The organism is Sphingomonas sp. 4RDLI-65, from assembly GCF_049472435.1.
Taxonomy (GTDB): Bacteria; Pseudomonadota; Alphaproteobacteria; order Sphingomonadales; family Sphingomonadaceae; genus Sphingomonas.
The window spans coordinates 56,990-78,822 of record NZ_JBCEBT010000007.1 but is presented as its reverse complement, the minus strand read 5'-3'; the positions used below and the strand labels follow the sequence as shown (position 1 = coordinate 78,822).

At 65.8% G+C, this 21,833-nt stretch carries 26 protein-coding genes; 24 read left to right on the top strand and 2 right to left on the bottom strand.

Features of this window, described 5'->3' with window-relative positions; all coding sequences use genetic code 11:
- Nucleotides 1–12: 12 nt before the first annotated feature.
- The 10 genes from VH567_RS14750 (at nucleotide 13) to VH567_RS14705 (ending at nucleotide 6,105) form a co-directional block, all read left to right on the top strand.
- Nucleotides 13–1,410 carry a Mur ligase family protein gene (locus VH567_RS14750; RefSeq protein WP_423327011.1) on the top strand — a complete coding sequence of 466 codons (1,398 nt, stop codon included), beginning with the start codon at nucleotides 13–15 and terminating at the stop codon, nucleotides 1,408–1,410.
- A gap of 25 nt (nucleotides 1,411–1,435) precedes the next feature.
- Nucleotides 1,436–1,690 (top strand): DUF6356 family protein, encoded by a 255-nt coding sequence (locus VH567_RS14745; RefSeq protein ID WP_187504007.1) that lies wholly within the window; start codon nucleotides 1,436–1,438, stop codon nucleotides 1,688–1,690.
- Between the two features lie 129 nt (nucleotides 1,691–1,819).
- Nucleotides 1,820–2,224, top strand: a complete 405-nt coding sequence (locus VH567_RS14740) for a hypothetical protein (RefSeq protein WP_423327010.1) — start codon at nucleotides 1,820–1,822, stop codon at nucleotides 2,222–2,224.
- Complete coding sequence (locus VH567_RS14735) at nucleotides 2,221–2,424, top strand: helix-turn-helix transcriptional regulator (protein WP_423327009.1); 204 nt, start codon at nucleotides 2,221–2,223, stop codon at nucleotides 2,422–2,424. The genes VH567_RS14740 and VH567_RS14735 overlap by 4 nt, the downstream gene beginning before the upstream one ends.
- A 10-nt stretch (nucleotides 2,425–2,434) precedes the next feature.
- On the top strand, nucleotides 2,435–3,187 hold the full coding sequence (locus VH567_RS14730; RefSeq protein WP_423327008.1) for an alpha/beta fold hydrolase: 753 nt from the start codon (nucleotides 2,435–2,437) through the stop codon (nucleotides 3,185–3,187).
- A complete protein-coding gene (locus tag VH567_RS14725; protein WP_423327007.1) occupies nucleotides 3,184–3,987 on the top strand; it encodes a hypothetical protein in 804 nt (267 codons plus the stop codon). Before VH567_RS14730 ends, VH567_RS14725 begins: the two co-directional genes overlap by 4 nt.
- 155 nt (nucleotides 3,988–4,142) lie before the next feature.
- A complete protein-coding gene (locus tag VH567_RS14720; protein WP_423327006.1) occupies nucleotides 4,143–4,559 on the top strand; it encodes a VOC family protein in 417 nt (138 codons plus the stop codon).
- A 7-nt stretch (nucleotides 4,560–4,566) separates the two neighbouring features.
- Entirely contained in the window at nucleotides 4,567–5,292 is a 726-nt protein-coding gene (gene gloB / locus VH567_RS14715) for a hydroxyacylglutathione hydrolase (RefSeq protein ID WP_423327005.1), read from the top strand.
- Nucleotides 5,293–5,332: 40 nt separating this feature from the next.
- The gene (locus VH567_RS14710) at nucleotides 5,333–5,749 is read left to right on the top strand and encodes a hypothetical protein (RefSeq protein WP_423327004.1); all 417 of its coding nucleotides are present in this window, start codon (nucleotides 5,333–5,335) and stop codon (nucleotides 5,747–5,749) included.
- Nucleotides 5,749–6,105, top strand: coding sequence for a hypothetical protein (locus VH567_RS14705; RefSeq protein WP_423327003.1), 357 nt, complete (start codon nucleotides 5,749–5,751; stop codon nucleotides 6,103–6,105). Before VH567_RS14710 ends, VH567_RS14705 begins: the two co-directional genes overlap by 1 nt.
- Before the next feature lie 228 nt (nucleotides 6,106–6,333).
- Here VH567_RS14705 and VH567_RS14700 read toward each other — a convergent pair whose 3' ends face one another.
- Nucleotides 6,334–7,116, bottom strand: coding sequence for a crotonase/enoyl-CoA hydratase family protein (locus VH567_RS14700; RefSeq protein WP_423327002.1), 783 nt, complete (start codon nucleotides 7,114–7,116; stop codon nucleotides 6,334–6,336).
- A gap of 95 nt (nucleotides 7,117–7,211) precedes the next feature.
- On the opposite strand from VH567_RS14700, the gene VH567_RS14695 reads away from it, so the two are divergent.
- Nucleotides 7,212–7,667 carry a PaaI family thioesterase gene (locus VH567_RS14695; protein WP_187503999.1) on the top strand — a complete coding sequence of 152 codons (456 nt, stop codon included), beginning with the start codon at nucleotides 7,212–7,214 and terminating at the stop codon, nucleotides 7,665–7,667.
- Entirely contained in the window at nucleotides 7,664–8,065 is a 402-nt protein-coding gene (locus tag VH567_RS14690; protein ID WP_423327001.1) for a PaaI family thioesterase, read from the top strand. The genes VH567_RS14695 and VH567_RS14690 overlap by 4 nt, the downstream gene beginning before the upstream one ends.
- Nucleotides 8,066–8,229: 164 nt before the next feature.
- On the opposite strand, the gene VH567_RS14685 is transcribed toward VH567_RS14690, so the two are convergent.
- Nucleotides 8,230–9,372 (bottom strand): PQQ-dependent sugar dehydrogenase, encoded by a 1,143-nt coding sequence (locus tag VH567_RS14685; protein WP_423327000.1) that lies wholly within the window; start codon nucleotides 9,370–9,372, stop codon nucleotides 8,230–8,232.
- A gap of 178 nt (nucleotides 9,373–9,550) precedes the next feature.
- Between VH567_RS14685 and rimP the strand changes: the two genes are divergently transcribed.
- From rimP to pnp, 12 genes are all read left to right on the top strand, one after another.
- A complete protein-coding gene (rimP, locus tag VH567_RS14680; RefSeq protein WP_423326999.1) occupies nucleotides 9,551–10,141 on the top strand; it encodes a ribosome maturation protein RimP in 591 nt (196 codons plus the stop codon).
- A complete protein-coding gene (gene nusA / locus VH567_RS14675) occupies nucleotides 10,141–11,901 on the top strand; it encodes a transcription termination factor NusA (RefSeq protein ID WP_423326998.1) in 1,761 nt (586 codons plus the stop codon). Before rimP ends, nusA begins: the two co-directional genes overlap by 1 nt.
- The gene (locus VH567_RS14670; protein ID WP_423326997.1) at nucleotides 11,901–12,149 is read left to right on the top strand and encodes a tautomerase family protein; all 249 of its coding nucleotides are present in this window, start codon (nucleotides 11,901–11,903) and stop codon (nucleotides 12,147–12,149) included. The genes nusA and VH567_RS14670 overlap by 1 nt, the downstream gene beginning before the upstream one ends.
- A 175-nt stretch (nucleotides 12,150–12,324) precedes the next feature.
- Nucleotides 12,325–13,065: a DUF448 domain-containing protein gene (locus VH567_RS14665; protein WP_423326996.1), complete on the top strand. Its 741-nt coding sequence runs from the start codon at nucleotides 12,325–12,327 to the stop codon at nucleotides 13,063–13,065.
- Nucleotides 13,062–15,908 carry a translation initiation factor IF-2 gene (gene infB / locus VH567_RS14660; protein ID WP_423326995.1) on the top strand — a complete coding sequence of 949 codons (2,847 nt, stop codon included), beginning with the start codon at nucleotides 13,062–13,064 and terminating at the stop codon, nucleotides 15,906–15,908. Before VH567_RS14665 ends, infB begins: the two co-directional genes overlap by 4 nt.
- A gap of 126 nt (nucleotides 15,909–16,034) precedes the next feature.
- Complete coding sequence (gene rbfA, locus VH567_RS14655) at nucleotides 16,035–16,424, top strand: 30S ribosome-binding factor RbfA (protein WP_121904291.1); 390 nt, start codon at nucleotides 16,035–16,037, stop codon at nucleotides 16,422–16,424.
- A 31-nt stretch (nucleotides 16,425–16,455) separates the two neighbouring features.
- Nucleotides 16,456–16,725, top strand: a complete 270-nt coding sequence (locus tag VH567_RS14650) for an AbrB/MazE/SpoVT family DNA-binding domain-containing protein (protein ID WP_423326994.1) — start codon at nucleotides 16,456–16,458, stop codon at nucleotides 16,723–16,725.
- Nucleotides 16,722–17,111 carry a type II toxin-antitoxin system VapC family toxin gene (locus VH567_RS14645; RefSeq protein WP_423326993.1) on the top strand — a complete coding sequence of 130 codons (390 nt, stop codon included), beginning with the start codon at nucleotides 16,722–16,724 and terminating at the stop codon, nucleotides 17,109–17,111. Before VH567_RS14650 ends, VH567_RS14645 begins: the two co-directional genes overlap by 4 nt.
- Nucleotides 17,111–17,686 carry a thymidine kinase gene (locus VH567_RS14640; protein ID WP_423326992.1) on the top strand — a complete coding sequence of 192 codons (576 nt, stop codon included), beginning with the start codon at nucleotides 17,111–17,113 and terminating at the stop codon, nucleotides 17,684–17,686. The genes VH567_RS14645 and VH567_RS14640 overlap by 1 nt, the downstream gene beginning before the upstream one ends.
- 111 nt (nucleotides 17,687–17,797) lie before the next feature.
- Nucleotides 17,798–18,826 carry a tRNA pseudouridine(55) synthase TruB gene (gene truB / locus VH567_RS14635; RefSeq protein WP_423326991.1) on the top strand — a complete coding sequence of 343 codons (1,029 nt, stop codon included), beginning with the start codon at nucleotides 17,798–17,800 and terminating at the stop codon, nucleotides 18,824–18,826.
- 18 nt (nucleotides 18,827–18,844) lie between these two features.
- Nucleotides 18,845–19,114, top strand: a complete 270-nt coding sequence (rpsO, locus tag VH567_RS14630) for a 30S ribosomal protein S15 (RefSeq protein ID WP_055881152.1) — start codon at nucleotides 18,845–18,847, stop codon at nucleotides 19,112–19,114.
- 223 nt (nucleotides 19,115–19,337) lie between these two features.
- The gene (pnp, locus tag VH567_RS14625; protein WP_423326990.1) at nucleotides 19,338–21,749 is read left to right on the top strand and encodes a polyribonucleotide nucleotidyltransferase; all 2,412 of its coding nucleotides are present in this window, start codon (nucleotides 19,338–19,340) and stop codon (nucleotides 21,747–21,749) included.
- Nucleotides 21,750–21,833: the final 84 nt, after the last annotated feature.

The window sequence follows — 21,833 nt, the reverse complement described above, 5'->3', positions numbered from 1 at the left end:
TATCGCGGGCCGATGGATATCAGCAAACCCTGTTTCTTCGTCGGCATCGGCGGATCCGGCATGATGCCGCTCGCGATGATCCTCGCGGGGCGCGGCGCGACCGTCGCCGGTTCCGATCGCAACCTCGACCAGGGCCGGGTCCCCGCCAAGTTCGACGACCTTGCCGCCAAGGGCGTCGCGCTGTTCCCACAGGACGGCAGCGGGATCGTCTCGGCAGACCAGCTCGTGATCGCCTCAGCCGCGATCGAGGCGACCGTGCCGGACATGATCGCCGCGGACGCGCTCGGCTGCACCCGTTCGACCCGCGCGGCGATGCTCGCGTCGCTGTTCAACGACAGCCGGTTGCCGATCGGCGTCGCGGGAACGAGCGGCAAGTCGACCGTTACCGGGATGATCGGCTGGATCCTCCACGCCGTCGGGCGCGATCCGACGGTGATGAACGGCGCGGTGATGAAGAACTTCGCCACCCCCGACGCGCCGTTCGCGAGCGCGCTGGTCGGAGAGGGAGAGGCGTTCGTCAGCGAGGTCGACGAGAGCGACGGATCGATCGCGGGCTATGCGCCGAAAATCGCGGTGCTCAACAATGTCAGCCTCGATCACAAGTCGCTGGAGGAACTGCGCGTGCTGTTCGGGGACTTCATCGCGAAGGCCGAGACGGCGGTGGTGAACGCGAACGATCCCGACGCCGCCGCGCTCGCTGCACGCCTGCCGCGCGGTCAGGTGACGACGTTCGCGATCGACGCGTCGGCCGATCTGCGCGCCGAAAACCTGAAGCCTGAGCCGTTCGCGATCCGCTTCGATCTCGTCTCGCGCGGCGTGCGGACGCCGGTGAAGCTCGCGGTGCCGGGGCGCCACAACGTGTCAAACGCGCTCGCCGCGATCGGCGCAGCGATGGCGGCGGATGTGTCGCTGGCCGATGCGGTCAAGGCGATCGCCGGGTTCACGGGCTTGCGGCGGCGCTTCGATCTGGTCGGCGAAGCCGGCGGAGTCGCGGTGATCGACGATTTCGGGCACAACCCGGACAAGATCGCCGCGACGCTCGACACGCTCCACGCCTTCCCCGGACGGCTGCTGCTGTTTTTCCAGCCGCACGGCTATGGCCCGCTGAAGGTGATGGGCCGCGAACTCGTCGCCACGTTCGTCGAGCGGATGGCGGAAGACGATGTGCTCGTCCTGCCCGACCCGGCCTATTATGGCGGGACGGTCACGCGAGAGGTCACCAGTGCGGATATCGTCGGGCAGATCGCCGCTGGTGGTCGCGACGCCCGGCATATCGCCGACCGCGCGGAGGCGGCCGCCGCGCTGGTCGCGGTAGCGCGGCCGGGCGACCGGATCGTCGTGATGGGCGCGCGCGACGACACGCTGAGCGTGCTGGCCGCGGGGATGGTCGACGCCTTGGGCGCCCGCTGATATAGAGCAAGGCAGGAGACCGCTCATGTTTCGCCGCCTGTTCCTCGACCACCCTGCCACCGTCGGCGAGAGCTATGCCGAGCATTTCGGCGTCGCCAGCCGGTTCGGCGTGACGATGATCAAGGGCGGTCTCGGTGCGCTGGTCCATGCGTTCGTGCCGGCCTTGTGCAAGACGCGAGGGAGCGAGACGGTCGCAGACCTGCACCGCCAGATGGTCGAGAAGCGCGGCGCGGTCGCGGCCGACCAGACGCAGATGAAGACGGTCGAATTCATCATCTGACACGCGCCGCGAGGTCGTCCCATCGATCCTCCCCCTGGCGGGGGAGGAAAGCTGCGACATGTAAAGCGTCGTTGACTCCTAGCGCTACCAATGACAAGCTTCCTTTACTGATTCGAAAGGACGCTTTCCATGCTCACGAATCCTGCCATTCGCCGCTACAACCGCCGCGTCATGCTGCTCAGTCTCGCCTACGCAGCCTTGTTGTTCGCGACGATCCATCTCTTCGTGCAGGGCACGCTGCACGGACCGATCGCCTATGTCGCGGCGCTGCTGCCTGCCCTGCCGCTGATCGGCATCTTCTTCGCGCTCGGCCGCTACATCGTAGAAGAGACCGACGAGTATCTGCGCATGCTGATGATCCGGCAGTCGCTGATCGCGACCGGGTTCATGCTGAGCATCATGACCGCATGGGGATTTCTCGAAGGCTTCGGGCTGGTACCGCACATCGCCGCCTATTACGCGGCGGTGCTGTGGTTCGCGGGACTGTGGATCGGCTGGGGCTATAACATCGCCACAATGCGCCGCGCCGCATGAAGAACCGGCTGAAGATACTGCGGGCCGAACGCGACTGGAGCCAGGGCGACCTTGCCGAACGGCTCGACGTGTCGCGGCAGAGCGTCAATGCGATCGAGACGGGGCGCTACGATCCGTCGCTGCCGCTGGCGTTCAAGATCGCAGAACTGTTCGAGCTGGCCATAGAAGACATCTTCACCAGCCCCTCCAAGACGGTCTAAAGCTGGCAGCATGACCGATACGATCACCCCGCCCGCGCCGCCTCCCGCCAAGGAGCGCCCTCGCCTCGCCTATCACCACACGCCCGGTACCGGCCCGACGATCGTGTTCCTGTCGGGCTACGCATCCGACATGACCGGGACCAAGGCGGTGACGCTGGAGGCGTGGGCAAAGTCCGAGGACCGCGCGTTCCTGCGGTTCGATTATGGCGGCTGCGGGCAAAGCGAGGGCGCGTTCGAGGACCAGACGCTGGTCGACTGGCGCGACGACGTGCTGGCGATGATCGACGCGCTTGTGGAGGATTCGGCGGTTCTCGTCGGGTCGTCGCTGGGCGGGTGGCTGATGCTGCTGGCGGCGAAGATGCGGCCGGACCTGGTCAAGGGGCTGGTCGGCGTTGCGCCGGCGCCGGACTTCACCGACTGGGGCTTCACCACCGACGAAAAGATGGCGCTGCTGACCGGCGGGCGGATCGAGCGCAAGAACCCTTACGGCCCCGAGCCGACCGTCTACACCCGCGCGTTCTGGTCGTCGGGCGAGGCCAACCGGCTGATGTTCGGCGAGATCGCGTTCGACGGCCCCGTGCGGCTGGTGCAGGGCCAGCGCGATCCGGACGTGCCGTGGCAGCGGACCGCGCGGCTCGCCGAGCTGTTGCGTTCAGCCGATGTGCAGACATGGCTGGTCAAGGACGGCGACCACCGCCTGTCACGCGATCCCGATATCGCGCTCATCATCCGGGCGGTCGAGGATGTGATCGCCGCCCTATGATCTTTCTGTTGCTCGCGCTCGCACCGCTTCAAGCCAGTCCGGAACTGGCCAAGCCCGCCCCCGCCGGTCCGCTGGAAATCCGCACCGACCGGTTGCAGCGCTGCATCGCGCTGACCCAGAGCGATCCGGCGGCGGCGCGTGCCGAGGCGGGTCGCTGGCGGATCGCGGGGGGGCGCTTTTTCGCACGGGCATGCGCCGGGCTGGCGTTTGCCGCGGAGAAGGCGTGGCCGTCGGCGGCAAGCGAATTCGAGGAGGCCGCGCGTGAGGCGCAGCTGGCCAAGGACGTCCACGCTGCGACCTATTGGGCGCAGGCGGGCAATGCCTGGCTGGCCGCCGCGGATCCGGCCAAGGCGCGCGCGGCGCTCGATTCGGCGCTGACCGCGGGGACGCTGACCGGGCTGGCGCTGGGCGAGGCGCAGCTCGATCATGCGCGGGCGCTGGTGGCGACGGGGGATCTCGAATCGGCGCGGACCGATATCGATCTGGCGTTGACCAACGCGGCGGACGATCCGCTCGCGTGGCTGTTGTCGGCTACGCTGGCCCGACGGGAAGCCAATCCGGTGCGCGCGAAGAAGGATATCGGCGAGGCGCTGAAGCGATCGGCGGACGATGCCTCGGTGCAGCTCGAGGCGGGAAATATCGCGGCGATGGCCGGCGACGAGGATGGCGCGCGGGCGGCCTGGGGACAGGCGGCGCGGCTGGCGCCGGATACGCCGGTCGGGCGGAGTGCGGTGACAGCGTTGCGGCAGTTCGACGGGCAAACCAGCGCTCCTCGTCCCAGCACGCCGATCGGACGCTAGCGTCCGCTTCCTTGTTCTCCCGCGAAGGCGGGAGCCCGACTGGGTCCCCGCCTTCGCGGGAGAACATGCTTCCTTGCGCGTTGCGTCGGCGCCCGACCCTTTCACGCCACTGCCCCCGTCCCTATCTGCTTCTCCGAACAACCCTCGGAGCAAGCATGAAATACCTCCACACGATGATCCGCGTGACCGACCCGGCCAAGACGATCGCGTTCTTCGAAACGCTGGGCCTGAAGGAGGTCCGCCGGATGGAGAACGAGAAGGGTCGCTTCACGCTGATCTTCCTCTCGGTCCCCGGCGACGAGGGTGCGGAAGTCGAGCTGACGCACAATTGGGATCCGGAAGAGTACGGCGAGGGCCGCAATTTCGGCCATCTCGCCTACCGCGTCGACAATATCTACGACACCTGCCAGCGCCTCATGGACTTCGGCGTGACGATCAACCGGCCGCCGCGCGACGGCCACATGGCGTTCGTCCGCACCCCCGACAACATCTCGATCGAGCTGTTGCAGGCCGACGGCGCGCTCGATCCCGCCGAACCGTGGGCGTCGATGCCGAACACCGGCAAGTGGTGAACCGCTGATGCTCGATATCGTCCGCGTGCCGGTGCTGGCCGACAATTACGCCTGGCTGATCCACGACACCGTCTCGGGCGAGACGGTGGTGGTCGATCCGGGCGAGGCGGGGCCGGTGATCGCCGCCGCCAAGATGCGCGACTGGCGGATCGACCGGGTGTGGACGACGCACTGGCATCCCGATCATACCGGCGGGAATGCCGAGATGAAGGCATACGGGGCGACGGTCGTCGGCCCGGCGGCGGAGGCGGACAAGATTCCGACGCTCGACGAGCAGGTCGGCGAGGGCGATGTCGTGAAGATCGGCGATCACGCGGCGACCGTAATGACGGTGCCGGGGCATACGCAGGGGCATATCGCATTCCACTTCGCGGACGATGCGGCGATCTTCACCGGGGATACGCTGTTCGCGATGGGCTGTGGGCGGCTGTTCGAGGGCACGCCGGCCGACATGTTCGCGAACATGCAGCGTTATGCGACGCTGTCGGACGAGACCGAGGTGTTCTGCGGGCATGAATACACGCAGAGCAACGGGCGGTATGCGCTGGTCGCCGAGCCGGACAATGCTGACATCGTCGCGCGGATGGCTGAGGTCGATGCGGCGCGCGCCAAGGGCGAGCCGACCGTGCCGACGACGATCGGGCTCGAACGCGCGACCAATCCGTTCCTGCGGGCGACGTCGGTCGAGCAGTTGGCGGCCTATCGCGCGGCGAAGGATGCGTTTCGCGGGTAATAGGCGTATGGGGATGGCGGGGGTTTTGAGGAGCGTTGCGATGCGGATGCGGACCCTGCCACTCTTGATGCTGCCGGCTTTGATGCTGGGCGCGTGTACGCAGACCCAGGCGGAGGTCGAACGCGCGCAGGTCCGCGAGGCGGGCGTGCAGGAGAAGCTGGCGAAGCAACTCGCCGGGCTGGTACCGGGCAAGCCCGAGACGTGCATCAACCAGTTTCCGCAGAAGCAGAGTTCGGGCTACGGCGCGACGATCCTGTACCGAGTGAACAGCAGGCTGGTGTACCGCAGCGATACCGTCGGCGGGTGCGAGGGGATCGCACGCGGCGACATCCTCGTGACGCGAACGCCGAGCGGGCAGTTGTGCCGCGGCGACATCGCACAGACGTTCGACCAGTCGTCGCGGTTTCCGACCGGGAGCTGCAGTTTCGGCGAGTTCGTGCCGTATCGGAAGCCGTGATGCGCGCGCTTCTCCTCGCAGCCTTGGCGCTTCCTCTTCTCGCCGGCCGATCGGACCCGCTTGAGGGACGTATCGCGGGTGCGCCGGTGCGGTGCATCGATCTTCAGCAGCTCAACGGGCCGGAGATCGTCGATTCGCAGACGATCCTGTACCGGCAGTCGGGCAAGCGAGTCTGGAAGACAGGGCCGGTTGGGGAGTGCCCTTCGCTGCGGCCATTCGATACGCTGATCGTCGATGTTTATGGCGGGCAATTGTGCCGGAACGATCGGTTTCGGACGGTGTCGGCGGGCATGTCCATCCCGTCGGGTTATTGCCGGTTTCGAGATTTCACGCCGTATGACAAGGCGGCGAAGTAGGGGCGGGATAGCGAAGTTCATCGCCCCGATACCCCCGCACCGCACCTAACTGCATCACCCCGGCGAAGGCCGGGGCCCAGTTGGAAAGGTCGTTGTAACGAAGCACCGACTTACACCATCATCGTCCCCCAACTGGGCCCCGGCCTTCGCCGGGGTGGTTGGAAGTTGGGGTGGTGTAGCGCGCACTCTCCTCTTCATCCTGCTCCCCTTACATCCGAGCGGAAGGGTTCAGTCCTCGAACACCGCCGCCCGCTTCTCCATGTTGGCCCGCACCTGCTCGACCTGATTCGGCGTGCGGATGACCTTCAGTTGCTCCTCGGTCTCGGCGAGCAAGACCGTCACCGCGTCAGCATCCGCCGCGAGGTTGTACAGGCGCTTCGAACCCTGGATCGCATGGGGGTTCCTCGCCGCAATCTCGCGGGCGAGCATCATCGCCTCGCCGAGCGGGTCTTCGGACAGGCGCGTGACGAAGCCGTGCCGCAACGCCTCCGCACCATCGAACTCGCGTGCGGTGTAGGTGAGTTCGCGCAGCACGTCGTCGCGGGCCAGCGTTCGCCAGAGCGCGATGCCGGCCATGTCGGGGACCAGGCCCCAATACGTCTCGCGGATCGCGAAGCGCGCGCTCGGATGCGCGATGCGGATGTCGGCGCCGGACATGATCTGGAAGCCGCCGCCGAACGCGACGCCGTGGACTGCGGCGATGACGGGCATCGGCAGGGTGCGCCAGCCCCAGGCGACCTGCTGGGGAAGGTTCGCACCTTCCGCCGTCCTTTCGCCGAGTGCCAGCCCCGAGCCGCCGCTCGCCATCGAGGCCATGTCGAGACCGGCGCAGAACGCCTTGCCCTCGCCCGAGAGGACGACGCAGCGGACTTCGGTCATGCCCTTAAGTTGCTCGATGGCGGCGGCGATGCCCTCGAACATCGCCGGGTCAATTGCGTTCATCTTGTCGGCGCGGTTGAGGCGGACGTCGGCGATGCCGTCGGCGACGGTTATTGTGACCCGGTCGTTCATTCTGGCGATCCTCTCGATCTTTGCAGCGACGCTAACCGCCCCTGCCCCCGCCCGCAATGTTGCGTGCGCTCACACGGCGTGTAGAGGCTCGGCGCATGGCTGGTTTTGATCCACAATGGTTTGCGACGCGCGGGTTCGGCGGGCACGGCGCCGCGCTGGGGATGCGCTATCACGCGCATGGCGACGACTGGGCGGAGCTTGCGCTGCCCTATGACGAGCGGCTGATCGGCGATCCGGCGAGCGGCGTGATCGCGTCGGGGCCGATCATCACGATGATGGACATGGCGACGAGTCTGGCGATCTGGATCAAGCGCAATGCGTTCGTGCCGCATGCGACGCTCGACCTGCGGGTGGATTATTTGCGGCCGGCGACGCCGGGGAAGACGGTGATCGGGCGCGGGGAATGCTACCGGATCACGCGCTCGATCGCGTTCGTGCGGGGGCAGGCGCATGACGGCGATCCGGGCGATCCGCTGGCGCATGTCGCGGGGACGTTCATGGTGGTGGGCGACGTCGCCGGCATGGGTCTCAACAGGAGGACCGAGGCATGACCATCGGCTTGCCGCCTTATGCGGAGATTCTTCGCGTTTCGGTCGAAGCCGAGGACGGTGCGCCGCCGGTATTGCTGATGCCGTTTGCGGATGACGTGCTGGGGCGGCCGGGGTTCTTGCATGGCGGGGCGATCTCGGGGTTGCTGGAGATGGCGGCGATCGCGGCTTTGCAGCATGCCTTGGAGGCTGAGGGTCCCGATGGCTCCGACGCGCGGATCAAGCCGGTGAACGTCACGGTCGATTTCATGCGTGGCGGCAGGGACAAGCCTACGCGGGCGGCTGGGGTGGTGACTCGGTTGGGGAACCGGGTGGCGAATGTCGAGGCGACCGCGTGGCAGGACGAGCGGGAGAAGCCGATCGCCGCCGCACGGATGAATTACCTGATCGTGCGCGACTGACTTCCTCCCCTCCCGCAAGCGGGAGGGGACCGAGGGGTGGGCGCGCGGTTTCGGCATTTGCTGGCGTGGCGATGAAAGTTCGCAGACTGAAACGATGACGATGGAGGTGAGCGCGTGCCCACCCCTAGCCCCTCCCGCTTGCGGGAGGGGGATGGCGTTGTGGGTTACTTTGCGGTCAGTTTTAGCAGGCGGCCTTGGGAGTCGCCGCCGTCTTCTAGCAGCCAGATCGCGCCGTCGGGGCCTTGTTCGACTTCGCGGATCCTCGCACCCATGTCCCATTGGTCGCCCTTGGCGGCGTTGGTGCCGTTAAGGTGCACGCGGACCAGCGACTTCGATGACAGACCGCCGATGAACGCGTCACCCTTCCACTGCGGGAACATCGCGCCGGAATAAATCATCAAGCCGCCGGGCGAGATGACCGGGTTCCAGAACACCTTGGGCGGCTCGTAGCCGTCGCCGGGCTTGTGATCGGGGATGTCGGTGCCGTCGTAGTTGCTGCCGTTCGAGGCGTTGGGCCAGCCATAGTTGAGGCCGGGCTTGATCAAATTGACCTCGTCGCCGCCCTTGGGACCCATTTCCTGCTCCCAGAGATTGCCGGCCTTGTCGAACGCGATGCCGAGCAGGTTGCGATGGCCGTAAGACCAGATCTCGGGCTCGAAGCCCTTCGAAACCAGCGGGTTGCCGGGGGCGGGCTTGCCGTCGAGCGTGAGGCGCAGCACCTTGCCGAGCGTCATCTTCGGGTCCTGCGCAGGCGTGAATTTCTGGCGCTCGCCATTGGTGAAGAACAGGTATTTGCCGTCGGGTGAGAACGCGATGCGACCGGAGTAATGGCCGTTGCCCTCGACGAACGGCCGCGCGCGAAACAGTTCCTCGACGCCGTCCAGCCGCGGGCCGCGGCTGTCCTCGACGAGCTTCCCGCGCCAGAGGGCAACGCCCTTGCCGCCTTCGCCGGTGATCGATCCCGAAAAATAGACGAGCTTGTTACTTGCAAAGCCGGGGGCGAGGACGACGTCCATCAATGCGCCCTGCCCCCCGCTGTCGATCTTGGGAATTCCAGCCACCGGCATCGTCGCGGTCACGCTGCTCGTGCGATCTTTCGACGCGATGAAGACCATGAGCATCCGACCGTCCTTCTCCGTTACCAGAGCCCGGCCGTCCGGCAGGAACGTCATCGCCCATGGCGAATCGAGATCGACCACCACCGTTTCCTTGAACGGCTTCCCCGCTGCCGGTTGCGCGGAACAGGCGGTCGAGGCGAGCAGCGTGGTTGTCAGCAACCCAATGGCGAACAGCGTTTTGCGAATCATGATCTTCTCCCGGAAATCCCTGCGCTAACGCAGCGTACTAAACGAAGGTTGCTCCCGCTTGCGGACCAGCGCCACCCCGCGTATAGAGGCACCACTTCTCTACATCGCCAGATGAAGAGGCTGCGGGGCTTGCTCCGCGGCGGCAATCACCTGTGCTTTGGCCCTGTTTGGAATTTCGATGGCGAATATCGCCCTGCTGACCGACCTGATCGAACCCGAGGCGAAGGCGCTTGGCCTCAGCCTCGTGCGCGTGCGCATGCAGGGCGGCAAGTCCGATCCGACGTTGCAGGTGATGGCCGAGCGCCCCGACACCCGCCAGCTGCTCATCGACGATTGCGCGGAACTGTCGCGCCGGATCTCGGACAAGTTCGATGCGCTCGAAGCCGAGGGCAAGGACCCGGTCGGCGAGGACGCATACCGTCTCGAAGTGTCGAGCCCGGGTATCGATCGCCCGCTGACCCGGTTGCAGGACTTCGCCGACTGGGAAGGCCAGGAGGCGCGTATCCGTCTCGTCGAGCCGTTCGAGGACCGCAAGCAGATCTCGGGTAACCTGATGGGCGTCGAGGGGACGAAGATCACCGTCGACGTCAACAAGCACAAGATCATGACGATCGACTTTTCGCAGGTCGCCGACGCCAAGCTCGTCATGACCGACCGACTCATCGCCGCGACCGCGCCGCTTTCCACCGAAGGCGCGGACGAAGTTTTCTATCAAGACGTGGCCGAGCCTGATGCTCAGGGCACCGAGACCGAAGAAGGACAGCATTGATGGCCACGGCAGTCACCGCAAACCGCGCGGAACTGATCGCGATCGCGAATTCGGTCGCGTCGGAGAAGATGATCGACAAGGCGATCGTGATCGAGGCGATGGAGGACGCGATCCAGCGCGCCGCCCGCTCGCGCTACGGCGCCGAGAACGACATCCGCGCGAAGCTCGATCCGAACACCGGCGATCTGCGCTTGTGGCGCGTCGTCGAAGTGGTCGAGGCGGTCGACGATTATTTCAAGCAGGTCGACGTCAAGGGCGCGCAGAAGCTCCAGAAGGACGCCGCACTCGGCGACTTCATCGTCGATCCGCTGCCCCCGATCGAGTTCGGCCGCATCGCCGCGCAGGCCGCCAAGCAGGTCATCTTCCAGAAGGTCCGCGACGCCGAGCGCGAGCGCCAGTTCGAAGAGTATAAGGACCGCGCGGGCGAGATCATCACCGGCGTCGTCAAGCGCGTCGAGTTCGGCCATGTCGTCGTCGACCTGGGCCGCGCAGAGGGCGTCATCCGCCGCGACGCGCAGATCCCGCGCGAAGTGGTGCGCGTCAACGACCGCATCCGCTCGCTGATCCTGAACGTCCGCCGCGAGAACCGCGGGCCGCAGATCTTCCTCAGCCGCGCGCATCCCGACTTCATGAAGAAGCTGTTCGCGCAGGAAGTGCCCGAGATCTACGACGGTATCATCGAGATCAAGGCTGCGGCCCGCGATCCGGGTTCGCGCGCGAAGATCGGCGTCATCTCGCATGATTCGAGCATCGATCCGGTCGGCGCGTGCGTCGGCATGAAGGGTAGCCGCGTCCAGGCCGTCGTGCAGGAAATGCAGGGCGAGAAGATCGACATCATCCCCTGGTCGCCCGACATCGCGACCTTCGTCGTCAACGCGTTGCAGCCGGCCTCCGTGTCGCGCGTCGTGATAGACGAGGAAGAAGAGCGCATCGAGGTGGTCGTTCCTGACGATCAGCTGTCGCTGGCGATCGGTCGTCGCGGCCAGAACGTGCGGCTTGCGTCGCAGCTGACCGGCAAGGCGATCGACATCCTCACCGAGGCCGATGCGTCGGAGAAGCGCCAGAAGGACTTCGTCGAGCGCTCGGCGATGTTCGAGAAGGAACTCGACGTCGACGAGACGCTCGCACAGCTGCTGGTCGCCGAAGGGTTCACGAACCTCGAAGAGGTCGCCTATGTCGAGGTCGAGGAGATCGCCGGCATCGAGGGCTTCGACGAGGATTTGGCGGGCGAGTTGCAGAACCGCGCGACCGAGGCTTTGGAGCGTCGCGACGCGGCGAGCCGCGAGGAGCGTACCGCGCTCGGCGTCGAGGACGCGCTGGCCGGCATGCCGTATCTCAACGAGGCGATGCTGGTCACGCTCGGCAAGGCGGGCATCAAGACGCTCGACGACCTCGCCGATCTGGCGACCGACGAGCTGGTCGAGAAGAAGCGCGTCGAGCCACGTCGTCGCAATGAAGATGCGCCGAAGCGTCCTGAGCCTAAGGGCGGGATTCTCGCTGAGTATGGCCTCAGCGACGAGCAGGGCAACGAGATCATCATGGCGGCGCGTGCGCATTGGTTCGAGGACGAAGCTCCCGAGGCTTCGACTGAGCAGGCAGACGACGCGGACGAGACTCCGGTGGAAGAGGCTTCGGCTGATGACGCCGTGGTCGAGGACGTTGCGACTGAAGAGACGACGGCTGAAGTCGTGGCTGAGGACGCTTCGGTTGAAGAAGAGGCGGACAAGACCGACTCGAAGAGCGAGGGCGACAAGGCCTGATGCCGTTCGTCAGCATCCGCATCTCGGGGTCCGCCACCAAGGACCAGAAGTCCGGCATCGTCGCCGACGTCACCCAGTCGCTCGTGCAGCGGCTGGGAAAGAACCCGGCTGCGGTGCAGATCGTGATCGAAGAGGTCTCGACCGAGAATTACGGCGCGGGCGGCCAGTTGCTGGTCGACCGCGACGCTCCGAAGACGGCCCCAAATACTCCGGCGCAGGAGGACGCAAATGCGGAACCCTCCCGATGAGACGCTAGGCGCTACCGAAACCCTACCTTCCTCCCCTCCCGCAAGCGGGAGGGGACCGAGGGGTGGGCGCCCGGCTTCGGCTAAAGGCGACGCTTCGGCCAAGTCTCACGCTTCCAGGGCTAAAGCTAAAGGCAGCAATGGGGGAAAGCGCGAGCCCACCCCTAGCCCCTCCCGCATGCGGGAGGGGGATGAAGACGCCCCCGTCCGCAAGTGCATTCTCTCGGGTGAGCGCGACGTGCGGCCCCACCTCGTGCGACTCGCGTTGTCGCCCGATGGCCAGATTCTGCCCGACGTGCGCGCCAAGGCTCCCGGCCGCGGCGCGTGGATCGGTGTGACTCGAGTCGAGCTCGAAGCCGCGATCAAGAAGGGCAAGCTCAAAGGCGCCCTCTCCCGCGCGTTCAAGACCGCCGAGTTCACCATCGATCCCGAGCTTCCCGCCAAGATCGAAGCCGCGCTGGAACGTAACGCGCTCGACCGGCTCGGGCTCGAATCGCGCTCGGGAACGGTTCTGATCGGCTCCGACCGGATCGAGCAGAACGCACGTCAGGGGAAGCTGAAGACGCTGTATCATGCGTCCGACGCTGCCGAGGATGGCAACCGCAAGCTCGATCAGGCGTGGCGTATCGGCAACGATGTCGAGGGCTCGGGTTTGCGGGGGTTGGCACTCCCTGTGTCGCGCACCATATTGGCGTTGGCGCTGGGACGGGAAAATGTGGTACACATCGGCCTGACAGACCGCGCTGCAGCAAAGCGGGTGAGCGAAGCGCTCGACCGTTGGCTGCATTTTATCGGCTCCGAACCTTCTTCCGTGTCTTGCGAAACGGCCTCGCAGGGCGCATCGGCGTCACAAAATAGAGGGGCGTCCGGATCGACCGGACAACGCCCGGCCGTGGACATGACTGAGGAATTTGAGTGAGCGACACGGACAACGAGAAGCCGAAACTTGGCATGCGCGCACCTTTGGGTGTGAAGCGCACGGTCGAGACCGGCCAGGTGAAGCAGAGCTTCAGCCACGGCCGATCGAATACGGTGATCGTGGAAACCAAGCGCGCGCGCGTCCTGCGCCGTCCGGGCGAGCCCGACGTGCAGGTCGCGGACGCCCCGGTTGCCGCACCTGCCCCGGCTGCGGCGCCTGCCGCTCCGGCACCACAGGCGCGCGCGCCGCAGCCTGCGCCCGCCCCCGTGCGTCAGCAGCAGAGCAATCTGTCGCCGCAGGAGCGTCAGGCCAAGCTGCTCCGCGAGGCCGAAGAGCAGCGCATGAACACGCTGGAAGAAGGGCGTCGTCGCCAGGAGGCCGAGCGGGCCAAGGCGATCGAGGACGAGCGTAACCGCGTCGCCGAGCGTGCACGGGCCGAGGCGGAAGCCAAGGCGCCGAAGCCGGTCGAGACGCCTGCGCCCGCACCCGCTCCTGTGGTCGAAGCGGCTCCTGCTCCGGTCGCAGCACCGATGCCAGCGCCTGCGCCGGCTCCGGTCGAAGCGCCCGTTGCTGCGGCTCCTGCCCCGGCTCCGGTTGCTGCGGCACCTGCACCTGCACCGAAGCCCGCTCCGGTAGTGGCTGCACCGGCTCCCAAGCCTGCGCCGGCCCCTGTCGCACCGCCGGCACCGCCGCCCATCATCGAACTGACCCGCGATCCGGCGTTCCCGGCACCACGCCGGTTCTCGCCGGTGGCGCGTCCAGAGCGTCCTCCGCCGCCGCCGAAGCCTGTCGCAGCCCCCGCTGCCGCAGCGCCGGCAACGACGGGCAACGCCGGCACGACCGCCGCGCGTCCCGGCGCGACCGGTGCGAATGCTCCGGCCGGTGGCGTCCGTCGCGATGCGGTCCCCGCGCGTCCGCAGCAGCGTGACCGCAAGGGTGACGATCGTCGCACCTCGGGCAAGCTCACCGTCAACCGCGCGCTCGGCGATGGTGATGGTGCACGTGCTCGCTCGCTCGCCGCACTCAAGCGTGCGCGTGAGAAGGAGCGTCGTGGCACCGGTGGTCCGCGCGAGGCGCAGGCCAAGCAGATCCGCGACGTCGTCGTCCCCGAGGCGATCACGGTGCAGGAACTCGCCAACCGCATGGCCGAGAAGGGCGCCGACCTCGTCAAGGCGCTGTTCAAGATGGGCATGCCCGTCACGATGACGCAGACGATCGACCAGGATACCGCCGAGTTGCTCGTTACCGAGTTCGGCCACAACCTGACGCGCGTCAGCGATGTCGACCAGGATCTGGCCAACGACACGATCGACGATGCCGAGGAGACTCTGAAGCCACGCGCGCCGGTCGTCACGATCATGGGTCACGTCGATCACGGCAAGACGTCGTTGCTCGATGCCCTGCGCGGCACCGACGTGGTGCGTGGCGAAGCGGGTGGCATCACCCAGCATATCGGCGCCTACCAAGTGACGCTGAAGGACAAGTCGAAGATCACCTTCCTCGACACCCCGGGCCATGAGGCGTTCACGCAGATGCGTGCGCGTGGCGCGGACGTCACCGACATCGTCATCCTGGTGGTGGCGGCGGACGACGGCCTGATGCCGCAGACGGTGGAGGCGATCGCCCACACCAAGGCGGCGGGCGTGCCGATGATCGTCGCGATCAACAAGATCGACAAGGAAGGCGCCAATGCCCAGAAGGTGCGCGAGCGCCTGCTGAGCGAGGAGATCGTGGTCGAGGACATGGGCGGCGACGTCCAGGACGTCGAAGTCTCCGCGACCAAGAAGATCGGTCTCGATGCGTTGATCGAGAAGATCCAGCTCCAGGCCGAACTGCTCGAACTGCGCGCCAATCCGGATCGCGCGGCCGAGGGTACGGTGATCGAGGCCAAGCTCGACAAGGGTCGTGGCCCGGTCGCGACGATCCTCGTCAACCGCGGTACGTTGCGCGTCGGCGACATCTTCGTGGTCGGCGGCGAGAGCGGTAAGGTCCGTGCGCTGGTCGACGACAAGGGCAAGCAGATCAAGGAAGCGGGTCCGGCGATGCCGGTCGAGGTCCTCGGTCTGTCGGGTGTCCCGGCGGCGGGCGATCCGTTCCAGGTGGTCGAGAACGAGGCACGGGCCCGCGAAGTCGCGGAATATCGTCGCAGCGTGAAGACCGACAAGCGGACCGCCTCGGTTCCTGCCAGCCTCGAGAGCATGTTCTCGGCGCTGAAGGAAAAGCAGGCGATCGAATATCCGCTGGTCGTGAAGGCGGATACGCAGGGCACGGTCGAGGCGATCGTCGGGGCGATCAACAAGATCTCCACCGATCTGATCAAGGCGCGCGTGCTGAGCTCGGGCGTCGGCGGCATCACCGAGTCGGACGTCACCTTGGCGGCGGCATCGGGTGCACCGATCATCGGCTTCAACGTCCGCCCGAACGCCAAGGCGCGTGAAATCGCCGAGCGCCAGAAGGTCGCGTTCAAGTACTATGACGTGATCTACGACCTGATCGACGAGATCCGGGCGGGGATGGCAGGCGAGCTTGGGCCGGAAGCGTTCGAGACGGTCGTCGGTCGTGCCGATATCCGCGAGGTCTTCTCGGCGGGCAAGCACGGCAAGGCGGCAGGTCTGCTCGTCACCGAGGGCAACATCCGCAAGGCGCTCAAGGCGCGCATCACGCGCAACGACGTCATCATCTACCAGGGCGAAATCGCATCGCTGCGTCGCTTCAAGGATGATGTCGCCGAGGTCCGTGCGGGGCTGGAGTGCGGCGTGACGTTCACGTCGAACTTCGTCGACATCAAGGCCGGCGACGTCCTCGAGACGTTCGAAGTCGAGATGCGCGAACGCACTTTGTAACTTACTGCTCCCCCTCCCGCTCGCGGGAGGGGGCTGGGGGGTGSSCMCCCGCCATCCACGGCACGATACGCTGAGGCCGGGCGCCCACCCCCGGCCCCTCCCGCAGGCGGGAGGGGAGTTAGAAGAATGAAAACCGATACCCCAGAGGCAAAAGCCGTCCGCTCGCTACGAGTCGGCGAACAGGCGCGTCACGCGCTGTCCGACATCCTCGCGCGCGGCGACGTCCACGATCCCGTGCTGGAAAAGCACCTCGTGACGATCACCGAAGTCCGCATGTCCCCCGATCTCCGCCACGCCACCGTCTTCGTGAAGCCGTTGCTCGGCAAGGACGAGGAAAAGGTGCTGAAGGCGCTGCGGACCAATACCGCCTATCTCCAGCGCGAAGTCGCGAACCGGGTGCAGATGCGGTATGCGGCGAAACTGAAGTTCCTCGCGGACGAGAGCTTCGACGAGGGCACGCACATCGACACCCTGCTGCGTGACCCGCACATCGCGCGGGATCTGACCGAAGATTGACTTCAAGCTTGGTAAGACGCATCTTACCTCAATGAATGCTCAAACTAAAATGTCAGAAAAGGGCCAAGTCGTCATTCCAAAGGATGTTCGCGACTCGCTTGGCCTGAATGCTGGTCAGCAGTTCGACGTCCTGCAAGCGGGTGGCGACATCGTGTTGCGACCGACAGGTAGGACCACCGGAAAGAGTGTCACCGAGGTGCTGGCCGATCTGCGGGCGCGCGTTCGGTACGAGGGGCCGGCCATTCCTGTCGAGCAATTGAGTTGGTCGCCCGATTTCGACGAGGACGGTCGTTCGGCGTGAAAGCTGTCGACACCAATATTCTCGCGCGTTTTATCCTGGCGGACGACGAGCGGCAGTCCGCTATGGCGTCCGACATACTGAGCGCACCGGTCTGGGTAGGCCTGACCGTCTGGCTCGAACTCGGGTGGGTGCTGGCGACGCGCGCCGCGCTCGGTCGTGCGATAGTGGCCGATGCGATCGAAACGCTGCTCCAGTTGAGGACTATCCATACCGCGGATCGCGATGGTCTGGCCTGGGCGGTGGCACGATATCGTGCAGGGGCCGATTGGGCCGATATGATCCATCTCGTTTCAGCGCGGTCAGTCGCGGATGGCTTCGTGACGTTCGATCGCGGGATTGCGCCCTACGCCACGCAGTCACCCCTACCTGTCGAGACGCTGATCTGATGGCCAAGCTGTATTTCTACTACGCGTCGATGAACGCGGGGAAGTCGACGAACCTGTTGCAAGCGGACTTCAATTATCGCGAGCGGGGGATGCGGACGATGCTGTTCACCGCGGGCGTAGACGACCGGTTTGCGGCGGAGACGATTACGTCGCGGATCGGGCTGGAGGCGCCGGCGATCGCATTCGATGCGGGGACGGATATCGGGGCCTGCGTGGTTCGGCAGCACGGCGAGGACGCGATTTCGTGCGTGCTGGTGGACGAGGCGCAGTTCCTGACGTCTGCGCAGGTCGATCAGCTTGCGCATATCTGCGACGTGGTGGGGATACCGGTGCTGGCGTACGGATTGCGGACCGATTTCCAGGGGGCGCTGTTTCCGGGGTCGGCGCGGTTGCTGGCGCTCGCGGACTCGCTGGTAGAGATCAAGTCGGTTTGCGGGTGTGGGCGCAAGGCTACGATGAACCTGCGGGTCGATGGGAGCGGGCGGGCGATTGCCGAGGGGCAGCAGACCGAGATCGGCGGAAACGACCGGTATGTCGCGCTGTGCCGACGACATTTCACCGAAGCTTTGGGCTGAACCTCACTCACCTCCCGTTCAGGCTGGGCGAAGTCGAAGCACCTTTGCCCCATGTCCTTCGACTTCGCTCAGCACGAACGGGGGTGCACCAATATTCTAGGACTTACGCGCATGCATGGCTGGATCATTCTCGACAAGCCGCTGGGGCTTGGCTCGACGCAGGGGGTGTCGGCGGTGAAGCGTGCCTTGCGGAGCGGCGGCTATGGGAAGTTCAAGGTGGGGCACGGGGGGACACTCGATCCGCTCGCTACCGGCGTGCTGCCGATCGCCGTTGGGGAGGCGACCAAGCTGGCCGGGCGGATGCTCGATAGCGACAAGATCTATGATTTTACGGTGATGTTCGGGGTGCAGACGGATACGCTGGACGCGGAGGGGGTGAGCATTGCTACCTCCGGTGCTCGGCCGACTTTGGCAGCGGTCGAGGCGGTGCTCGCGCAGTTCACCGGGCCGATTTCTCAAGTACCGCCGGCGTATTCTGCGCTGAAAGTGGATGGGGAGCGGGCGTACGATCTGGCGCGGGCTGGGCATGAGGTGGTGCTCGCAAGCCGGGATGTGACGATCCACAGCTTGAGATCCTCCCCGGTACGGGGAGGGGGACCAGCGCAGCTGGTGGAGGGGGGCTTCCGCAAGCGTTCCGCTGGTGGCGAGCCCCCCTCCACCCCCGTCCAAGCGGACGGTGGTCCCCCTCCCCGTGCCGGGGAGGAATGGCAGGAGTTCACCCTGCCCCACTCCCCCCTCGACGAGGTCACCCTCACCGCGCATGTCTCGAAGGGCACCTACATCCGCTCCCTCGCGCGCGACATCGCGATCGGGCTCGGCACCGTCGGCCACGTCACCATGCTGCGCCGCACCAAGGCCGGCCCGTTCGACCTCACGTCCGCGATATCGCTGGACAAACTGGACGAACTCGCTAGAGGCAACGCGCTTGAAGATGTACTTCTGCCCTTGAGGGTGGCGCTGGACGACATCCCGGCTCTCTCCCTCACCCCCGACCAGGCAGGGGCGCTCCGACAGGGGCGTATCTTGGCCGGGATCGCCGCAGACGATGGCCAATACTTCGCCGAACTGGACGCTGTCCCGGTCGCGCTGGTCGAGGTCGAGGACGGAGACGTCCGGGTCGTTCGCGGTTTCAATCTGTGATGTCGAGGACATGAATTCATGACGATTACCGCTGAACGCAAGACCGAGCTCGTCAAGGAGCATTCGCGCGCCGAGGGTGACACCGGTTCGCCGGAAGTCCAGGTCGCGATCCTGACCGAGCGCATCAAGAACCTGACCGAGCATTTCAAGGGCCACAAGAAGGACAACCACTCGCGTCGTGGTCTTCTCATGATGGTCAACAAGCGCCGGACGCTGCTGGATTATCTCCGTCACAAGGACGGCCAGCGCTATCTGGATCTGATCGCGAAGCTCGGTCTCCGCAAGTAACTTAGACGGCTCCCCTCGGGGGGCCGTTTTCGTATATAGGGTTGTTCTCCCGCGAAGGCGGGAGTCCAGACTGGGCCCCCGCCTTCGCGGGGGAACAAGGAACTGGAGGGGCGGCAATTCGGCCACCCCTTCCGGGATGACAATTCATCCCACACCGCCGCGGGCCGGCTAAGCCCGCACATAGGCCCCAAACGCATCTGGCGTTTGGAGTGAAGGAAAAAGAATGTTCGATACCAAGACCGTAAGCGCCCAGTGGGGCGGCAAGACGCTGACGCTCGAGACCGGCCGCGTTGCGCGCCAGGCTAACGGCGCAGTCCTCGCCACCCTCGGCGAGACCGTCGTTCTGTGCGCCGTGACGGCTGCACGGACCGTCAAGGAAGGGCAGGATTTCTTCCCGCTCACCGTCCATTACCAGGAGAAGTTCTCCGCGAGCGGCCGCATCCCCGGCGGCTTCTTCAAGCGTGAGCGCGGCGCGACCGAAAAGGAGACGCTGACCAGCCGTCTCATCGATCGCCCGATCCGTCCCCTCTTCCCAGAGGGTTTCTACAACGAGATCAACGTGATCTGCCAGGTTCTGTCGTATGACGGCGAGAACGAGCCGGACGTCCTCGCGATGGTCGCGGCCTCCGCAGCCCTGACGATCTCGGGCGTGCCGTTCATGGGCCCGATCGGCGCAGCACGCGTCGGGTACGTCGATGGCGCGTACATCCTCAACCCGACGCTGGAAGAAGCCAAGGCTGGCGATCTCGACCTCGTCGTCGCCGCCACCGGCCAGGCCGTGATGATGGTCGAATCGGAAGCCAAGGAGCTTTCGGAAGAGATCATGCTCGGCGCCGTGCAGTTCGCCCACAAGGCCTGCCGCGAAGCTGCGAACCTGATCATTGATCTGGCCGAGAAGGCTGCCAAGGATCCTTGGGAAATGGCCGAGCAGGCTGATCTCTCGACCGCCAAGGACAAGCTGAAGAAGCTGATCGGCAAGGACATTGCGGCCGCCTACAAGGTGACCGACAAGTCCAAGCGGTCGGACCTGCTGAATGCCGCTCGTGCGAAGGGCAAGACCGCATTTGCGGACGCGTCGCCGCAGGACCAGATGGCTGCCGGCAAGCTGATGAAGAAGCTGGAGGCGGAGATCGTCCGCGGCGCCATCCTCAAGGACGGCACCCGCATCGACGGCCGCACCACCACGCAGATCCGTCCGATCGAGGCGATGGTCCACTTCCTCCCGCGTACGCACGGCTCGGCCCTGTTCACGCGCGGCGAGACTCAGTCGATCTGCACCACCACGCTCGGCACGCGCGATGCAGAGCAGATGATCGACGGTCTCAACGGCCTGTCGTACGAAAACTTCATGCTGCACTACAACTTCCCGCCCTACTCGGTCGGTGAAGTCGGTCGCTTCGGTGCGCCGGGTCGTCGCGAAGTCGGTCACGGCAAGCTCGCATGGCGCGCGCTGCACCCGGTGCTGCCGACCAAGGAAGAGTTCCCGTACACGATCCGCGTTCTCAGCGACATCACCGAGAGCAACGGTTCGTCGTCGATGGCGACGGTCTGCGGCGGTTCGCTGAGCATGATGGATGCGGGCGTTCCGCTGAAGCGTCCGGTGTCGGGCATCGCGATGGGCCTGATCCTCGAGGGCAAGAACTTCGCGGTTCTGTCGGACATCCTTGGCGACGAGGATCACCTCGGTGACATGGACTTCAAGGTGGCTGGCACGTCCGAGGGCATCACCACGATGCAGATGGACATCAAGATCGCCGGCATCACCGAGGAGATCATGGGCAAGGCGCTGGCGCAGGCCAAGGAAGGCCGCGCGCACATCCTGGGCGAGATGGCCAAGGCGCTCGACCACACCCGTGAGGAACTGTCGGCGCACGCACCGCGCATCGAGAGCTTCCAGATCGACAAGTCGAAGATCCGTGAAGTCATCGGCACCGGCGGCAAGGTGATCCGCGAGATCGTCGCGCAGACCGGCGCCAAGGTCGACATCGACGACGAGGGCGTGATCAAGGTGTCGTCGTCCGACCCCGCGCAGATCGAAGCCGCGATCAAGTGGATCAAGGGCCTCGTCGAGGAAGCCGAAGTCGGCAAGGTCTATGACGGCAAGGTCGTCAACCTGGTCGATTTCGGGGCGTTCGTGAACTTCATGGGTGGCAAGGACGGTCTCGTCCACGTGTCCGAAATCAAGAACGAGCGCGTCGAGAAGGTGTCGGACGCTCTGACCGAAGGCCAGGAGGTCAAGGTCAAGGTTCTCGAGATCGATCCGCGCGGCAAGGTGCGCCTGTCGATGCGCGTCGTCGACCAGACGACCGGCGAAGAGCTGGAGGACACCCGTCCTGCACGTGAGCCCCGCGAGGGTGGTGACCGTGGTCCGCGTCCTCCCCGTCGTGATGGCGATGGTGGCCGTGATGGCGGCGGTCGTGGTCCGCGCGGCGAAGGCGGCGGCGGTGATCGTGGCTCGCGCGGTCCGCGTCGTGACGGCGATGGCGGTCGTGACGCAGGCGGCAACGGCGGTGGCCGTGGCCCGCGTCGTGACGGCGGCGGTCAGAGCGGCGAGCGCGCTCCCCGCGCCGAGCGTACCGAGGGCGACAAGGCTCCCGAGTTCGCGCCGGCGTTCCTGACGGGCGATCGCGACTAAGCCTTTGCCATATAACGGCAATTGATCGAGGGGCTCGGGAAACCGGGCCCCTTTTTCATGAATGGATCGTCCTGCCGCTTTGTT

Bases quoted from the DNA above. Each gene is read 5' to 3' on its own strand.
- VH567_RS14750 (WP_423327011.1), top strand. From the start codon at position 13: ATGGATATCAGCAAACCCTGTTTCTTCGTCGGCATCGGCGGATCCGGC.
- VH567_RS14745 (WP_187504007.1), top strand. From the start codon at position 1,436: ATGTTTCGCCGCCTGTTCCTCGACCACCCTGCCACCGTCGGCGAGAGC.
- VH567_RS14740 (WP_423327010.1), top strand. From the start codon at position 1,820: ATGCTCACGAATCCTGCCATTCGCCGCTACAACCGCCGCGTCATGCTG.
- VH567_RS14735 (WP_423327009.1), top strand. From the start codon at position 2,221: ATGAAGAACCGGCTGAAGATACTGCGGGCCGAACGCGACTGGAGCCAG.
- VH567_RS14730 (WP_423327008.1), top strand. From the start codon at position 2,435: ATGACCGATACGATCACCCCGCCCGCGCCGCCTCCCGCCAAGGAGCGC.
- VH567_RS14725 (WP_423327007.1), top strand. From the start codon at position 3,184: ATGATCTTTCTGTTGCTCGCGCTCGCACCGCTTCAAGCCAGTCCGGAA.
- VH567_RS14720 (WP_423327006.1), top strand. From the start codon at position 4,143: ATGAAATACCTCCACACGATGATCCGCGTGACCGACCCGGCCAAGACG.
- gloB (WP_423327005.1), top strand. From the start codon at position 4,567: ATGCTCGATATCGTCCGCGTGCCGGTGCTGGCCGACAATTACGCCTGG.
- VH567_RS14710 (WP_423327004.1), top strand. From the start codon at position 5,333: ATGCGGATGCGGACCCTGCCACTCTTGATGCTGCCGGCTTTGATGCTG.
- VH567_RS14705 (WP_423327003.1), top strand. From the start codon at position 5,749: ATGCGCGCGCTTCTCCTCGCAGCCTTGGCGCTTCCTCTTCTCGCCGGC.
- VH567_RS14700 (WP_423327002.1), bottom strand. From the start codon at position 7,116: ATGAACGACCGGGTCACAATAACCGTCGCCGACGGCATCGCCGACGTC.
- VH567_RS14695 (WP_187503999.1), top strand. From the start codon at position 7,212: ATGGCTGGTTTTGATCCACAATGGTTTGCGACGCGCGGGTTCGGCGGG.
- VH567_RS14690 (WP_423327001.1), top strand. From the start codon at position 7,664: ATGACCATCGGCTTGCCGCCTTATGCGGAGATTCTTCGCGTTTCGGTC.
- VH567_RS14685 (WP_423327000.1), bottom strand. From the start codon at position 9,372: ATGATTCGCAAAACGCTGTTCGCCATTGGGTTGCTGACAACCACGCTG.
- rimP (WP_423326999.1), top strand. From the start codon at position 9,551: ATGGCGAATATCGCCCTGCTGACCGACCTGATCGAACCCGAGGCGAAG.
- nusA (WP_423326998.1), top strand. From the start codon at position 10,141: ATGGCCACGGCAGTCACCGCAAACCGCGCGGAACTGATCGCGATCGCG.
- VH567_RS14670 (WP_423326997.1), top strand. From the start codon at position 11,901: ATGCCGTTCGTCAGCATCCGCATCTCGGGGTCCGCCACCAAGGACCAG.
- VH567_RS14665 (WP_423326996.1), top strand. From the start codon at position 12,325: ATGCGGGAGGGGGATGAAGACGCCCCCGTCCGCAAGTGCATTCTCTCG.
- rbfA (WP_121904291.1), top strand. From the start codon at position 16,035: ATGAAAACCGATACCCCAGAGGCAAAAGCCGTCCGCTCGCTACGAGTC.
- VH567_RS14650 (WP_423326994.1), top strand. From the start codon at position 16,456: ATGAATGCTCAAACTAAAATGTCAGAAAAGGGCCAAGTCGTCATTCCA.
- VH567_RS14640 (WP_423326992.1), top strand. From the start codon at position 17,111: ATGGCCAAGCTGTATTTCTACTACGCGTCGATGAACGCGGGGAAGTCG.
- truB (WP_423326991.1), top strand. From the start codon at position 17,798: ATGCATGGCTGGATCATTCTCGACAAGCCGCTGGGGCTTGGCTCGACG.
- rpsO (WP_055881152.1), top strand. From the start codon at position 18,845: ATGACGATTACCGCTGAACGCAAGACCGAGCTCGTCAAGGAGCATTCG.
- pnp (WP_423326990.1), top strand. From the start codon at position 19,338: ATGTTCGATACCAAGACCGTAAGCGCCCAGTGGGGCGGCAAGACGCTG.